Here is a 15,262-nt window from a genome sequence, read left to right as displayed (position 1 = left end):
ATTCGTGAGACTCGACAAGTCTCTACGGGGTGAGGCGCTTGAACCGCTGCCATGCAGGCGTCACGTCGCGCAACACCGTGCCTTCCTCGGGGATGTCGATGAGTTCCCAGTGGATGTATTCCTGGTTCGGCCTCATCAGGACGAGCGTCACCTTGCCAGGAGGCAGGTCTCGAAAAACCCTGGCTCCGGAGTCGCCGAGCTGGCTGGGCAGTCCACGGCTCTCCAGCCCACTGACGTCACTGGCGCTCTCTGGCAGAGGGACTTCACCCACGAGGAGGATGGGGCTCAAGCTGTCATCGGTCTTCACCCCCAGCTTCAGGGTTGCCCCTTCGTGCCGGGCCTTCAGGGTGATGGCAACCCTCCCGCTCGCTGGAACCTGGACGCGTTGGGGTGCGTAGGTGGCGAGACGCTTGAGGCGAGCGACGGCGCGCACCTGGTAATCGCCGGGTTCCAGGTCTCGCACGACGAGCTGGCCGTTCTCTGGGATTCGGATGGGGTAGGCGGCTATGGCCTCGCCATCGCGGTCCAGGTGGACGGTGGCACCGGTGGGCTGCCCCCGCGCATCCAGGACGGAGAACTCCACCCGCGCACCTCGCTCGAGGAGCACCGTGAGACCGTCCAGCGGACCGGGTGCCAACGTCAGTTGCTTCACAAGGTAGTCACTGGCCTCGATGAACAGGGTGAGGGGACGCTCCTCCACGTTGGGAAGCGAGAAGGAGCCATCCCGGGTTGTCTCCACCTGTGCCCCGAGACTTTGGAGTGGCTCTCCGCGCATCAGGTCTGGAGCGACGCGAAGTGTGGCGCCCTCGATGGGGGTGGACGTCTCCGCGTCCAGCACGCGCCCGGCCACCTGGCGTCCAGGGCTCATCCGCAGCTCGCCCAGGTCCACGACTTCAGACGCGTCATGCAGTTCGACGCCTCGGGATATCGGCGCCATGCCCCGTGCCGTGATATCGAGGCGGAGTGAGCCTGGGCTGTCCACGTTCACGGAGAACTCACCGCGTGGGTGCTTGACCTCCCAGGGCATCTTGAAGTGAGTGATGGGCTTTCCGTCGGGGCCCACGACGCGCCCCAGGACGCGCCCCTCCCGCTTCATGACCAGGCGCACGTGGGTGTCACCTTCGCGGACGAGAAAATCCCCGAGGTCGTGGTGGCCGCCCGTGGAGAGGTGGGGCGCGAAGCGGAAGCCCGTCTTCCATACGCGCAGCTTCAATCTTGGGTGCTGGAGGTTCCGCAGCGTGAAGCGTCCATCGGTCTGCGTACTGGCGGAGGGCGGCCCTTCACAGCTCGTCTGACGACGTCGCCATTCAGGCGTCTGCTCCGAAGTCTCGAGGATGCTGACCGCGGCTCCCGCGATGGGCTCGCCGGCGGTGTCCTCGACGATTCCCGACAGCGTCCAGCCCGCGGCGAGGCGCAGGTCCGCTTGCGCTTCTTCCTGGTCGCGCAGCTCCATCGATTGAGAGGCGCTGCGCTCCACGGCTTCGGATGCGTGGATGGCTTCGAGCACGTACTGCCCCGACTTGAGCCCCCCGAGCGTGTAATGGCCTTGTGGGTCCGTCGTGGTTCCGCTCACGGGGAACGCATCGGACTCCTTGCTCCACAGGCTCACGCTGACTTCAGGCAAGGGTGTCCCCAGCTCATCCCAGACCGTCCCCGCGATGCTCGTCCCCTTCTTCAGGACCCAGCGGACCTTCGTGTCGGGAGCCTGGACCTGAAGTGAGTCCTCCACGAAGTGCTCTGACTGGGCCTTCAGGGTGAAGGTGCCAGGCAAGGCGAAGTCCAGGTGGAACCGTCCCTCTCCATCCGACTGGGCGTGGTGGCTGGGAAGTGATGGGTCGAGGGGTTTTTGCGGCTCCTTGTGAATCTTGATGGTGACGTCCGGAATCGGGCGACCTGCCTCATCGAGGACGACGCCATCGACCCAGACGGTGGGGCGGAGCGTGAAGTCGAGTTGCTTCGCGCGGGGACCCAGCTCGGGGATGGCGTGCTTGATGCGAAAGTAGCCACCCTTCAAGACCTCGACCTCATGGGGCCTGAGGGGCAGAGGACCCGTCCGATAGTGGCCAGCGGCGTCGGTTCTCACACTCGCGGCTTCGTTGTGGTCGACGTCACTGACGGTGATGGTGGCTCCTTCGATGCCAGCTCCAGCCTCGTCCCGCACGGTTCCTTCAAGAAGGGCCGCACCGCCCAGCTCCAGGGTGACCTCGGACGAGGTCTCAGGGACCGTCAGGTCGACCTCGGCCAGGGCGTGTTGCTCGTTCTGGATGGCACTGAGCTGAAAGGGATGGGGCGGGATGTCTTCGAAGGTGAAGCGCCCCTGCTTGTCCGTGATGCGCATCGCGGTGGGAGGGCTCCTGGAGTACCGCCGGGTGACGTCATGCAGGGAGACCGTCACGTTGGGAGCGGAGGCGCCCTGGCTCAACACCTGGCCGGTGATGCGTCTGGGGCGAAGGAGTGTCAGGGGATTGTCGAGCCACTGGTTCTGCAACGTGGGAAGCCAGCCGTTTTTCGCGAAGGCGAGGGCATATTCTCCGGAAGGAAGCGGACCGATGCGGTAGCTGCCGTCCGTTCCCGTTTCCCCGTCGAAGAAGCGGGTCGACTCTTCATGCACGACCATCACCCGGACCTGGGTCAGGGGCGCGAGGTCCTCGTCGATGACCTGTCCCTCCAGGAACAAGGCTTCTCCGAGCCGGAGCTGAAGTCCCTCCGTGCCCGCCGCGACTTCCGGCTGGAGTCGTGCGTCGCGCGCTCCGATGACCCAGAGCGTGAAACGACCTTCGGGCAGGTTGTCGAGGGTGAAGCGACCGTCTTCCGTGGTGAGCGCCTCCGCGTACACGGGGGCTTCGCCCTGGCGTGCGAGGAGCAACTCCAGGGTGGTGTCTTCCTCATCGAAGAAGCACGCTGGAAACTTCGCGTGACTCCCGTCGGTGTGCCGCCGCAGCACCTGCGCGCAAGGTAGCTCGGAGAGGGTTTGACCTGGCTCGGGGAGCGTGGCCGTGACGCGGACCCCGGCCATGGGACCTTCATCTCCAACGACGATGCCTTGGATGCGCAGGGAGCCTTCGGCCCGTGGCGCGGGTGCAGGCAGGATGAGGCTTGTGCCCCCGCGAGGCGCGGAAGCTCGGGGCGCGGATGGGGCATCCCCGGGCTTTGGCGAGAGCCACATGCCCAGCGCCCCCGCCAGTGCCAGTGCTCCGAGTGTGACCGCCATCTTCCGCGACGTCCGCATACCGCCTCCGCTCGCCACGCTCACGACTGTAGCAACGGCTGTGGCCAGGGCACTGACACCCAGGTTGGGATTTGGTTCGCGCGGCGATGGTTTTTGTTGCGACGTGCTGTCGCACGACGGGGGTACGGGCGCATGTGCGGGGCCTCACCCGCGCACTCCCATGCCCGCTTCAGGGGAGTATTTGAGTCAGACGGCGCGGAGCGTGGCGGCGGAGTCTCTGGACTCCAGCGTTTGCGTCTGTGCGCCCTCGGCCTCGAACAGCTCGCGCAGCCAGGGGTGGCAGGTGAAGGCAATCACCTGCTGGTGCTCGGCGAGCTGAGCCAGGAGCTGGATGGCGCTCCGGGCCCGGCCAGGGTCGAAGTTCACCAGCACGTCGTCCACGATGAGCGGCAGCGCGCTCCGCGTCTCTCCGAAGTCGCGCACCACCGCGAGGCGGAAGGCGAGGTAGAGCTGCTCGCGGGTTCCTCGGGAGAGCTGGGCCGCGCTCCAGTCCCGCGCCCCGTCACTCACGCGCAGCTCACGCTCGTCACCTGCGGGGATGAACACGCGGCGGTAGCGCCCCTCCGTCAGCAGGGCGAAGTGCTCCGAGGCGAGCTGCACCACGCGCGGCTGCTGCTCCTCCTCGAAGCGCCGACGCGCGCGGCCCAGCAGGGCCAGCGCCAGCTTGTCCTCGGCGTAGCGCGTGGCGAGCTCCGCCACCTTCGCGCGCAGGGTCTCCTCCTGGATGCGCAGGCGCGCGAGCAGGTCGTCGTTCTCCCACTGCTCCAGCTGGTTCTGGGTGGCGCCCTGCTCGGTGAGCACCTCCTTCGATTTCTCCTGGGCCTCCGCATGTCGCGCGCGCACCTGGCTCAGCACCGTGCGCAGACCTTCTTCTCCGCCCAGGGCGCGCAGGGCCTCGCGGGCCTCGGTGTCGGACAGGCCCGTGCGAGCCTCGATGCGATGGGCCAGCTCTCGCGCGCGGTGGGTGAGCTCCGCGTACCGGTGTGCCTGCACGGCGCGTCGACGGAAGGTCTCCTCGTCACCGCCGCCTCCCTCGGCGAGCAACGCGGCGAGAGCGGCCTCCTCCGTGCGACACAGCTCATCGAGGCGGGCCTTCTCCTCACGCAGCTCGCGACGACGCTCCTCCGCCGCGCGCCGCTCCGTCTCCTGCGCGCGCGCCGCTTCCAGGGCCGCGTTCACTCGCATGACCACCAGGTCCATGGACCCTGATGACTGGGACACAGGCGCTTCAGCTTCGGGGAGGATGCCTTCCGCCGCCAACGCTCGCAGTCGTGAGACCACGTCCGCGCAGGCCGCTTCATCCGCGGACAGCGCCGCTTCGTCCGCGACCAGGTCCTGCCACCGCTGTCGCAGCGCCGAGGCATCTCGCCACAGGGCCAGCGCCGCCTGCGCGGGGAGCCCCGCCGGGAAACGTCGCGCCGACAGACACGCGGTCAACTCCGCGCTCAGTGACGCGTGTCGCGCCTCGTGCCCGCGCAGCAGCTCATCCGCCTGTCGTTCATCACGCAGGGCCAGGTCATGCGTGGCGCGCAGCGTGTCCCGCTCGCGCGACAGCGACTCACGTCGCCCCGCCTGCTCCAGTGTCTCCTCCAGCGCGCTCTCGCGGGCCGTCATGTCCGAGGACGTCGCCGCCGGAGACAGCCCCGCATCCGTCGCGGAGGCGAGCAGCTCCCGCCGCGCCAGCTCTTCGCGAGCCACATACCCCGCGAGCTCCACGCGCAGCCGCTCCTCCTCCTGCTTCCGCGAATGCTGCTGAGCCTCCCGCCCCTCACGCTCCGCATCACGCGCGGACTCCACCTTCCGCCGCGCGAACTCCAGCAGGCCCGTCAGCACCAGCCCACCCACGAGCCCCAGCACGCCCACCCCCGTGCCCCCGAGCAACCACGCCGCCACCGCGAGCGTCACCGCCACGGCCGCCGCCACCGGCACCAGCCACACTGGAATCACCGGGCTCGATGAACTCGGAAGCTCCGTCACCGGCCCCCGCAGCCCCTCAATCCGCCGCCGAGCCTCCATCTTCTGCTCACCCAGCCGCTCCAGGTCCGCGCGAGCAACGCGCATCCGCGCCAGCCCCGCCTGCTGCTGCCGCACCTGCGCCGGCCGGACGTCAGGAAGCGCCGCGAGCTCCGACTCCGTGCGCGTCAGCACGCCCTCCAACCGCTCCCGCTCCGAGCGAGCCCGAGCCAGCGCCCCACCCACCTCGCGCCGCCCCGTCTCCTCCACGTCCAGCCGGGATGACAGCGCCTCCAACCCCGCGCGAGCCCCCGCGCTCAAGTCCAGCGCCACCAGCCCCGGCCCATCCACGCCGAGCCCCAGCTCCTCCAGCGCCGACTCCACCTGACGCCGCTTCATCCCCAGCGCCGCGCGCCGCGCCGGCAGCGCCCGCACCAGCTCCGAGCGCTCCGAGTACGCCGCCACCGCGGCCCGCAGCGCATCCTCCCGCCCTCGCACCGGCGAAGGAGCGGACAGCCGCTTCAGCTCCGCCTCCGTGGAGACCAGCCGCTCCGCGAGCCGAGCCACCTCCGCCCGATAGCTCCCGCTCCGTTGGAGTGCATCCTCCAGGCGCGCCTCTCCGCCCTCGGGGAACGTCTCCAGCGAGGGAAGGGACTCCAGCTCCGCCCGGGTCGTCGCCAGCGAGGAGACATCCCCCAGCGCCAACTCCAGCCGAGCCAGTCGCTCCAGCTCGCGGCCGTCCTCGCGCACGCGCGAATCCAATCCCCCCAGCTCCACGCCAAGCGACTCCAGCCGCTCCCGCTTCGAGAAGTAGAGCGCGGGTCGGTTGCCCACCTCGCGGAGCTGCTCCTGCACCTCCTCCAGCTCACGCAGCTTCACGTTCAGCTCGGGGTTCGAGCCATTCGGCTTGTAGAGCTGCTCCGCGTTCTTGCGCAGCAACGTCATCGCCTCCGGCAGGCGCCGAGCCCCCCGCATGCTCGCGGCGACCAGGGCCTCGGAGGCGCCGCGCTCCTCGGTGAGTTGCTCGAACCCCGCGAGTTCCTCCAGCCGGAAGGCGAAGACATCGAAGAACAGCTCGCGCGTGACATGGCCTCGCGCTTCCTTCAGGCGTTCCTCGGACACAGGCTCGCCGTCCGGCCCGAGCACCGTCAACGTCTCCGACTTCCGTCCCCGAGGCGCCGCCATGCGCCGCACGAGCAGCGGCCCCATGCCCGTGGAGAGTCGAAGGTCTCCGCCGAAGGGAGCATCGTCCTCGGCAGGCGCGTACCGCTCCGGACTCCCGCGCTTCTCGAAGCCGAACAGCACGGCGCGCAGGAAGGCGAGCAGCGTGCTCTTGCCCGCCTCATTGGGTCCGTAGAGCAGGTGTAGCCCGGGCCCCAGCTCCAACGTCAGGTCCGAGAAGTGCCCAAAGCGCCGCACTCGCAGCGTGTCGATGCGCAACCCTGGCTTCATGCCCCCTCCTCCTCTTCGTGCAGCGCCTCCACGCCCAGCAGGCTCGCGCGGGAGACCCACTCCATTCGTGGCGCCTCCAGCACATCCACCCCCAGGCGCTTCAGCCGCTGGCCCAGACTGCCCAGCGCCTCCTGCTCCCACAGTCGCGCCAGCGCGGCCGGGTTTTCTTCCAGCGAGCGCGCTTCTTCCAACAACGTGCGCGCGAAGCCGCCTTCGGCCTGGAGGGCTTCCCAGTCCAGTTCCGGACGACTTCCATCCCGCAGCGACTCCAGCAGCACCGGCGGATGTCCCTGCGCCAGCCGCGCGCGCAGGTCCGCCTCCAACTGCGCCAGCGCTCCGGGCCGCGCCAGCTCGCGATGCAGCGGCCCGCGCCCTGTCAGCACCAGGCGCACCGCGTGGCCATCCAGCTCCCGCGCGCACTCCGCCTCCACCACCTCGCCCACCGTGCCCAGCAGCGCATCCAGCGTGGCCACTCCCGTCAGCGGCACCTCCAGCCGATGCCAGCGCACCGTGTCCACCGGCACGAAGCGCCGCCGCATGCCGCCGTCCTCCACCTCCACCAGCACGCAGCCCCGCTCGCCTGTCTCCAGCGCGTGTCGCCCCTGCGGATTGCCCGGGTACACCGCGATGCCACCGCCGGGCAGCATCAGCTCGGCGCGCGTGTGCACGTGCCCCAGCGCCCAGTAGTCCAGCCCGCGCGCGCCCAGGCCCGCGGGCGTGCAGGGCGCGTAGTTGGCGTGGCCCTCCGCGCCGCCCAGGTTCGCGTGCAGCAGGCCCACGCTGAAGCCGTCCCCGGTGCGACGGAAGCGCGCGGACAAGTCGTCGCGCACCTCCACGTCCGGGTAGGAGATGCCCTGCACGCGGCACAGCCGTCGTCCCTCGCGCCGCACCTCCGCCTCCTCCCAGTCCGGACCGAACACCTTCACGGAGGACGGCAGTCCGAGCGTCCCGGTGTCGCCGCTGAGCGGATCATGATTGCCGTGGACGATGAAGGCCTCGATGCCCGCGTCGTGCAGCCGGCCCAGCTCGCGCCGCAGCACCAGCCGCGCGCGCACCGAGCGGTCCTTCACCTCGAACAGGTCTCCCGCCAGGAGGAGGAAGGCGACGCGCTCGCGCAGGCACAGGTCGACGATGCGCGACAGCGCGCGGAAGGTGGACTCCTGGAAGCGCCCCAACAGAGGGCCTTGAGCGGCCACGCCACGGAAGGGGGTGTCCAGGTGCAGGTCGGCGGCGTGGACGAACTTGAAGTGCATGACGAGGCCCGCACCGTACCCGAAGCACGACGAGGAGCCTGCTTTCCACCCCGCAGCTCCCGCGTGCTGTCAGGCAGGCAAGAAGCGCTCACTTCGACGCGACGTCGAGCCTCCTCCAGGACGGCTGTAGGGTGAGTGACACCGTCCCTCCCGCCGGGATGTCCAGCTCCTCGGTGTGGAAGCGACCGGGCATGGCGGACGTGTAGAAGAAGACGGTGACCCTGCCCTCGGGGACATGGGTGAAGGTGACCTCCGGGTCCTCCTCTTTGTACGTCCAGGGGAGGGTCTGGAAGACGAGGTGGCGCAGCGCCGACCAGGTGCTGGGCGGCGGCACACCGCCGGGCACCAGCCCCAGGCCCACGCCCTCTTGCGTGGGCAGGCGCACCTTCACCGTGGCACCACCCGTCGCGGGCAGGAAGGCCACCGACAGCGCTCCTCGCTCGGGCAGGTCCACGCTCATCGGCTGGAAGTCCGGGAGGGGCTCATTGCGCAGCCGCGCCGTCAGCCGGAGTGCGTAGCGTCCGGGCTCCAGGCCGCGCAGCTCGGCCATGCCCTTGCCCAGCTCGAACAGGCCTTCAGCGCCTCCAGGCCCCTGGTAGCTGACGAACCCGTCCACCGGGCGGCCCTGGCGGTTCTTCGCCGTCACCTTCACCCGAGCGCCGGACTCCATCCGCGCCGTCACCTTCTCCTGCGTGGCGGACACCGGCACGAGCAGCTCGCGGTAGTGGCCTTCGTGGCTCATCCGGAGCGTGTGGGGGCCGGAGGCCACCTTGTCGAGATAGAACTCGCCGTCGTCGTTCGTGCGCGCGCCCGCGAGCTGGCCCCGCTGCCCGTCCTCGTCAGGCTCGGCGTCGATGCGGACCGTGACGCCCTTCACCGGCGCGCCTGTCTCCGCGTCCAACACCTGTCCCTGGAGGGAGCGCCCCTCCTCCAGCCGTATCTCTCCCAGGTCGACATCCGCCGCGTCCACGCCGCCCTTCACCGCGCGCGTCACCTTGGGCTGCTCGTAGACGCTGAAGATGTACTGACGGGTGATGGGCTGCTCGTGGAGCGGGATGGCGAAGGTGCCGTCCTCGCTCTGGACCCGCGTGTCTCCGACGGAGAAGTCGCGCTGGGGCGCGCCGTCCGCTCCGAGCAGCCGTCCCCGGACGTGGGGGTGGCGCCGGAACACCAGCCGCACCTGCTTCGTGTCCGCGGTGACGTGGACCTCCTCGTCTCCGGGCACGATTCCCGAGCAACGTTCCGGCAGCAGCTCATGGCCTGGTTTGATGGTGCGCAAGGCATGGTCGACGGGTCCCAGGCCGCGCAGGACGAAGCGCCCCTCCGCATCCGTGAGGACCCCGAACGGGGTCTCGTGGCTGTCCTCTCGCATCTCGATGAACTTGGGACCGTCGTCCTTGACCAGGGACCGGGCTCGCACGGTGAGGCCCTGGACCGGTCGCCCCGAGGTGTCGACGGCGATGCCCTCCAGTGAGTGCTCCTCCTGGAGCCGCAGCTCCACCTTCGTCACCGTGTCGGCCAGCAGCTCCACGTCGGCCCAGGCCCTCCGGTCCACGCTGGAGGACTTCTGCTTCGCCTCCACGCGATAGCGTCCCGGATGGATGCCCTTGCGGCGGAAGTGGCCCTGGTCATCGGTGCCCTGCGTCTCCAGGAAGCGCTCCTCGTCGTCGTCATGGTCTCTCGGGAGCACGTTCACGATGAACCGCGCCAGCGGCAGGCCCTTCATGTCCGTCACCGTCCCCTCCACCGTCGCGCCCGCGCTCAAGGTGAGCGTCACCTCGCGGCCGGGGACCTTCGCCACCACGCTCTCCTGGACGTAGTCCTCGCTGCGCGCCGTGATTTCGTAGGAGCCGGGCCGGGTGGCATCCATCACGAAGCGGCCGTCCCGGTCCGAGAAGGCCGACTCCTGCGGCTCGTAGTCCAGAGGACTGTCGATTCCCAGCGGCTCCATCGCCAGGGGCACGCCCGATATCGGCCGGCCCGCGCTGTCCACGACGCGACCGGTGAGGGTCTGCGTGCGCTTCAGCGTGAAGTCCCGAGGGCCCATGCCGACGGCCAGCTCGTGCTCCTGGCCCATCGTCAGGTCCGCATGGCCGCGAGCCTCGACGGTGAACTCCCAGTGGCCGGGCTCCACGGGGCCCAGACGGTAGCGGCCGTCCGCCTCGGTGACGGTCTCCAATGTCTCCCGTCCCCCTCGCGAGAAGCGCGCCTTCACGCGCGCCCCCTCCACCCGACCGCGCGCGTCGTCGAACACCGTGCCCTCGACGTGGAGCGCCTCGCCCAGCTTCAGCACGACCTCGGGCGGAGGCTTCGAGTCCAGCTCCACCCGCGCGAAGGCATACCGGCCACCGTGCTCCACGGTGAGCGCGTACTTGCCCGTGCTCAGGTCGAGCTCGAAGCGTCCCTGCGCGTCCGTCTTCGTCCGGGGAACCGGAGCCCCGTCGTCCATGGCCGCGCGCGATGCCCGGACCTCCACGCCCGCCACGGGGGCTCCGTCGGACAGCACCCGGCCGTGGAGCACGCGGGGCCGATACAGCACCACCTCCCGAGGGTTGTCGCCGTACCGGTCTGGGTCCAACGACGCCAGCCAACCTTCCTTCGTCGCGAGCACCTGGTAGCTCTGTCGAGGAAGGGGCCCCACCTTGAAGCGGCCCTGGTCGTCCGTGCTCGTGTCGAAGAAGCGGGTGTGGTGCATGCTGACCGCCGTCACCGAGGCGCCCGCCAGCGGCTTGCCGTCTCCGAGCACGATGCCCGTCAAGAACCACGGCTGCTCCAGGACCAGCTCCACGTCCTGGACGCCGGAGGGCACGGCGGGGCGCAGCGCGGTGCCCTTCTCGGAGAGCGCGAGGAGGGTTTGAGGGCCCTCGGGAAGTCCCTCCAGCACGAAGGCGCCGTCTTCGCCCGACACGGCCTCCGCGTGGATGGTGACCTCGCCCCGCCGGGCGAGCAGCAGCGGGGTGAGGATGTCCTCCACCTGCGGCAGGCACCACGGGAGCTTGCGCCGCGGTGCGTCCGAATCGACCAGCGCCTCCCATGAGGGAAGGGCCTCGTCGGGACAGGGAATTTCCGACAGCGTCTCGCCCGCCTCCGGCCACGACGCGGAGACGCGAGCGCCGGCCACGGGTCGACCCAGCGAGTCCACCACGGTGCCGCGAATGGACCGTCCCGCTCCCTGCGCCGCGCGCGTGGGCGCGGACGTGCGCGGAAGCGTGTCCACCGGCACACGTCGGGGCGCTGGAGCGACTTCGCGCATGGGCTCCGGAGCTTCGGTGCCTCCGAGCATCCACCACCCCAGGAGCGCCGCGAGCACTCCAGCGATGACGCCCCCCACAATCCACCCGCGCATGATGTGCTCCGGCTGTCCGACGACGAGTCGTCAGGATAACAGCCGGAGCCCACCTGTCGCGGCGAGGGCTACCGCACGGTGCCCGCGTCCGTGCCCTGCATCTGCGGCTGGCCGGAGCCGCCGGTGCCCTGGTGGTTCAGGGCGTCCTTGTTGTTACCGGAGCCGCCCATGGCCCCCGAGTTGTCCTCCCGACTCCGCTCCCGACACCCCGTCATCGTCAGGGCCGCCGCCACCGCCGCTACCGTCAACCATCGCGTGAAAGTCCTCATCGCGCGTACCTCCCCTTTTAAAGACTGGCCCAAGGCTGGGGTCGCGCTTCTCGCGAGGCACGTCGTCCCGGGGTGCTTGCCTCCTCGTCAGCCCCGGGCCGGAGGACAGGCGCGCTGTCGACTCGGCGGCCCTCAGTCCTCGCGGCGCAGCACGAGCAGCGCGTACTCCAGTCCGCCATCCATCAGCGCCTGCTGGAGTCGCAGGTGCTCGCGGCGGGACTCCCCCCGGGCGAGGACGCGTGACGGAGGTTGGCCAGGGGCCGCGAAGCGCTCGTGCGCGAGCAGCTCCAGCGTGAGGGACCAGAAGCCCACCGCGCGCGCGGACACGTCGTCGCGGACCTCCAGCTCCAGGCCGGCGGCGTGCGCGGTGGACAGGTATTCATCCAGGGAGCCGATGCGCGTGCGCCAGTACCGGTCGAAGGGCGCGGCCAGCTCGGGGCGGCCGAGGAAGCAGTCGGCGATGGCCACCACGCCCCCGGGCCGCAGGAGCGTGCGCACGCGGCGGAACCACTCCGCGCGTGGCAGGTAGCTGCTGCTCTCCACCGCGATGACGGCGTCGAAGCACGCGCGGCCCGGCACCGCGAGCGCGTCACAGTGCAGCGGCTTCACGCGCGCGCCCACGCCCTCGATTTCGGCGAACGTGCGCACCAGCTCCACGTGCGTGGCCACGTTCGTCACCGCCGTCACCCACGCCTGATGCTCGGCGGCCCAGTACAGCGCGCCGCCGCCCAGGCCACAGCCCACGTCCAGCACGTCGCCCCCGTTCGGGAAGCGGCCCACCGCGCGCGCCAGCTCCGCGAGCAGCGCCTCCTGCGAGGCGTGGACGCGCTCACGCACGAGCGGCTCCGGCTCGCCCGGGGGAGGCACGTCGTCCACCAGTCCCACGTGGAAGTGGATGCGGGGCCCGGGCCCGTAGCGACGGAGGATGCGCTCCGTCTTCTCCTCGTAGTAGGCGGCCACCGCGTCATGACGGGCCTCGCTCCGCGTGGGTTCCGCCCTCATGACTCCACCTCCGGAAGTATCGGTTCGATGCGCCGCAGCGCCGCGTCCAGGCAGCGCAGGTCCTCGGCGCGCAGCGCCTCCGCGGCCTGCCTGCCCCACGTCACCACCGTGAGCCTGTCGCTCGCGGGCATGGAGGTGAAGCGCGTGTCCCGGGAGCGGATGTCCTCCGCCACGTGCGCGGCCATGCCCAGGCTCATGCCCACCGACACCGCGCGCTCCTCCAGCCGCGTCTGTGCCCAGAGCACGCGCAGGTACGCGGCCCACTGCCGCCCGGCGATGCCCTCCGCCACCCGGCGGAACAAGGGCGCGCTCCACTCCCGGGCGCGTACCTCCAGCGCCTGCGGTCCCGCCGCCTGGGCCAGCAGGCGCGCGCTCTCCTCCAGCGCGTTCAGGGGCACGTGCGCGCGAGGCTCGGCCAGCGTGGCCCAGGCCAGGTTCTGCAGGAGGAACTGCGTGCACGGGGCCACGCGCACGGGCGCGTCGTAGTAGGTGCAGTCGCCGTCGATGAGGTCGTCGGCGAGGTTTCCCGCGCAGAAGTTGAAGAAGAGGCCCACGCCGCGCGCCGTCAGCACGGGGCGCTCCAGTCCAGCCTCCGCGCCCGCCTCGTAGAACAGGGGCAGCGGGCCGGGCTGCGCGGCCTCCAGCGCGGCGAGCACGTCGTGCTCCGACTCCTCGGGCAGCTCCAGTCGCCGCAGCACCCGCAGGGCCTCCTGATAAAGGGCTCCTCCGCTCATCGGTACTCCCTGGGCAGGAACAGGCGCAGCAGGGCTCCGCCGTCCGGGGCGTTGCGTCGGTACAGCATTCCGCCGCTGGCGCGCAGCAGGCACTCACTGGTGTACAGGCCCAGGCCGGTGCCCTCGGGCTTGGACGTGTAGAGCTCCTCGGCGGGGACATCGAGGAGCGCGGCGGGGAAGCCCGGGCCGTCGTCCGCGATGACCACCTCCAGCCTTCCGCTGAGCGGCTCCACGCGCGCCTGGATGCTCACGCGCGAGGCGCCCTGCTTGCCGTCTCCCTCGCAGGCGTTGAGCACCAGGTTCTCCACCACCCGCCGCAGCGTGGTGGCCCCGCCGCGCATCAGCGCGCGCAGCGGCTGCCCCGGCTCCACCGCCACTTCGATGTCCACGTCCGGGTAGCGCAGGCCCATGCTGGTGCGCACGCCCTCCAAGAGCGGCGTCAGCTCCACCGGCTCCGGCTCCGAGCCGACGTAGCGCCGGCCCTTCGCGCGAATCTCGGAGACCATGTTCCGAATCTGCGTGAGGCTGTCGTTGAGCGTCTTGACCAGGTCCTCGAAGTCCCCTCGGGCCAGCGCGTTGCGCTGCACGCCGAGCACGGCCAGCATGTCCGCCGCGGTGCCCGCCGACATGAGCGCGCTGTCCAGCTCGTGGTGGTAGCCGAGGATTTCCCCCAGCGCGCGCGACAGCCGCCCCACGTCCTGCTCCTGCTGCTCCAAGAGCTGCGCCTGCACCGCGGCGCGCAGGCGCTCCGCCTCCGCGCGGGCCCTGTCGTGCTGCACGGCGAAGGTGCCCAGGTACAGCTCCGCGGTGAGGGCCGCGGGGCCGATGACGCCGAACAACACCAGGTGCTCGTGGCTCTCCAGCAGGGGCAGCGCGGCCACCAGCGCCAGCGCCGTGCCCAGCGCCAGGAAGGGCTGCCTGGGGGTCACCCGGTGCAGCCGGCCGTGGAACGCGGTGGTGAAGAGGAAGAGGGAGGTGATGACGGTGGCGCCCTGCAGCTCCGACATCGCCATCAGCGCGGCGAGGAAGAAGTGCAGCGACGTGACGCCGAGCAGCAGCCACAGCCAGCCCCACGTCTCGATGTGGCGCCGCTTCCGGTGCACCGCGGAGAAGAGCAGGCCGCTGACCAGCATGGGGGACGCGCACAAGAGGCCGTCGGCGAAGGAGATGCCGAAGAGGGTGCTCGCGCCCGGGGCCCACGCGACGGCGGCGAGCACCGCCAGCACCACGGTGGTGAGCGCCCACCAGGCCCCCACGCTCGCGGCGGCGAGCACCTCCGCGCTGTCCTGGGCGCGCGTCCAGCGTCGGAAGGAGGCCATGACGGCGGCGGCGCCCGCCACGCGAGGACTCATACGGTGGTGGACAGGGTGCAACCCGCCACTCGCTGGAGCTCGTTCACCTCGCGGGTGGCGTCGTCGACGCGCTGGCGCAGCTCCTGGACCAGCCGGGGGTGGCCACGCCGCGTGACGCGGACCTCCACCTCGCCACCAGCGAGCAGGTGGTGCAGCGCCTCCATCACCGGCTCCAGCGCGGGGTTGAGTCCCACCGCGCCACCCGGGCCCTCCACGGCGCCCAGGTCCTGGATGCGTTGGAGGTAGTCGCTCACCGCGCCGACGAGGGGGACGCTGACGAGCCGTGGTCCCCAGGTGTCGTTGTCGCTGCTCATGTCGTCTCCCCCGGGCGCCGCAGGGCGTCCTCTTGGCGATGGTGGCGCGCGGGGCTGGTCGCCCGTGGGGGACTGCTTCGAAGTGGACTCCTGACGAGACAGGTGTCGAAGCCACATGCTGGTTGCCCCCCCGCGAACCAGGCAGGCGCGACTCCTTCGTCGCGCGAGAGGAAGCAAAGCGAGCCGTCCAGGATGGAGTCAAACCGACCTGGGCCCGAGTGTTCTTTAGTGTCCGACGGCACCTCCCCTCGGGACGGCGGAGTGGTGGAGAGCCGACGCCCTGTCAGCGAGGGGCCTGCCCTGGGAGCGGGGACTTCCGGGCGGTCGGGCCGCGCGGGGGAGGTGTCCACGCCGCCGC

Annotated in this window: 9 protein-coding genes; all 9 read right to left on the bottom strand. The window is 70.6% G+C overall.

What is annotated here, in order from left to right; all coding sequences use genetic code 11:
• Positions 1-22: 22 nt before the first annotated feature.
• Entirely contained in the window at positions 23-3,016 is a 2,994-nt protein-coding gene (locus tag LZ199_RS24885; RefSeq protein WP_253996239.1) for a carboxypeptidase regulatory-like domain-containing protein, read from the bottom strand.
• Positions 3,017-3,415: 399 nt separating this feature from the next.
• Positions 3,416-6,634, bottom strand: coding sequence for an AAA family ATPase (locus LZ199_RS24880; RefSeq protein WP_253996238.1), 3,219 nt, complete (start codon positions 6,632-6,634; stop codon positions 3,416-3,418).
• Positions 6,631-7,887 carry a metallophosphoesterase family protein gene (locus LZ199_RS24875; RefSeq protein WP_253996237.1) on the bottom strand — a complete coding sequence of 419 codons (1,257 nt, stop codon included), beginning with the start codon at positions 7,885-7,887 and terminating at the stop codon, positions 6,631-6,633. The genes LZ199_RS24880 and LZ199_RS24875 overlap by 4 nt, the downstream gene beginning before the upstream one ends.
• An 88-nt stretch (positions 7,888-7,975) precedes the next feature.
• On the bottom strand, positions 7,976-11,233 hold the full coding sequence (locus tag LZ199_RS24870) for a carboxypeptidase regulatory-like domain-containing protein (protein WP_253996236.1): 3,258 nt from the start codon (positions 11,231-11,233) through the stop codon (positions 7,976-7,978).
• Positions 11,234-11,301: 68 nt separating this feature from the next.
• Complete coding sequence (locus LZ199_RS24865) at positions 11,302-11,502, bottom strand: hypothetical protein (RefSeq protein WP_253996235.1); 201 nt, start codon at positions 11,500-11,502, stop codon at positions 11,302-11,304.
• A gap of 132 nt (positions 11,503-11,634) precedes the next feature.
• On the bottom strand, positions 11,635-12,504 hold the full coding sequence (locus LZ199_RS24860) for an SAM-dependent methyltransferase (RefSeq protein ID WP_253996234.1): 870 nt from the start codon (positions 12,502-12,504) through the stop codon (positions 11,635-11,637).
• Positions 12,501-13,238: a hypothetical protein gene (locus tag LZ199_RS24855; RefSeq protein WP_253996233.1), complete on the bottom strand. Its 738-nt coding sequence runs from the start codon at positions 13,236-13,238 to the stop codon at positions 12,501-12,503. Before LZ199_RS24855 ends, LZ199_RS24860 begins: the two co-directional genes overlap by 4 nt.
• Positions 13,235-14,590 carry a sensor histidine kinase gene (locus LZ199_RS24850; protein WP_253996232.1) on the bottom strand — a complete coding sequence of 452 codons (1,356 nt, stop codon included), beginning with the start codon at positions 14,588-14,590 and terminating at the stop codon, positions 13,235-13,237. The genes LZ199_RS24855 and LZ199_RS24850 overlap by 4 nt, the downstream gene beginning before the upstream one ends.
• Complete coding sequence (locus LZ199_RS24845; protein WP_217911304.1) at positions 14,587-14,904, bottom strand: hypothetical protein; 318 nt, start codon at positions 14,902-14,904, stop codon at positions 14,587-14,589. The genes LZ199_RS24850 and LZ199_RS24845 overlap by 4 nt, the downstream gene beginning before the upstream one ends.
• Positions 14,905-15,262 lie beyond the last annotated feature (358 nt).

The organism is Myxococcus qinghaiensis, assembly GCF_024198215.1.
Taxonomy (GTDB): Bacteria; Myxococcota; Myxococcia; order Myxococcales; family Myxococcaceae; genus Myxococcus; species Myxococcus qinghaiensis.
This window is presented reverse-complemented; position numbering and strand designations above follow the sequence as displayed.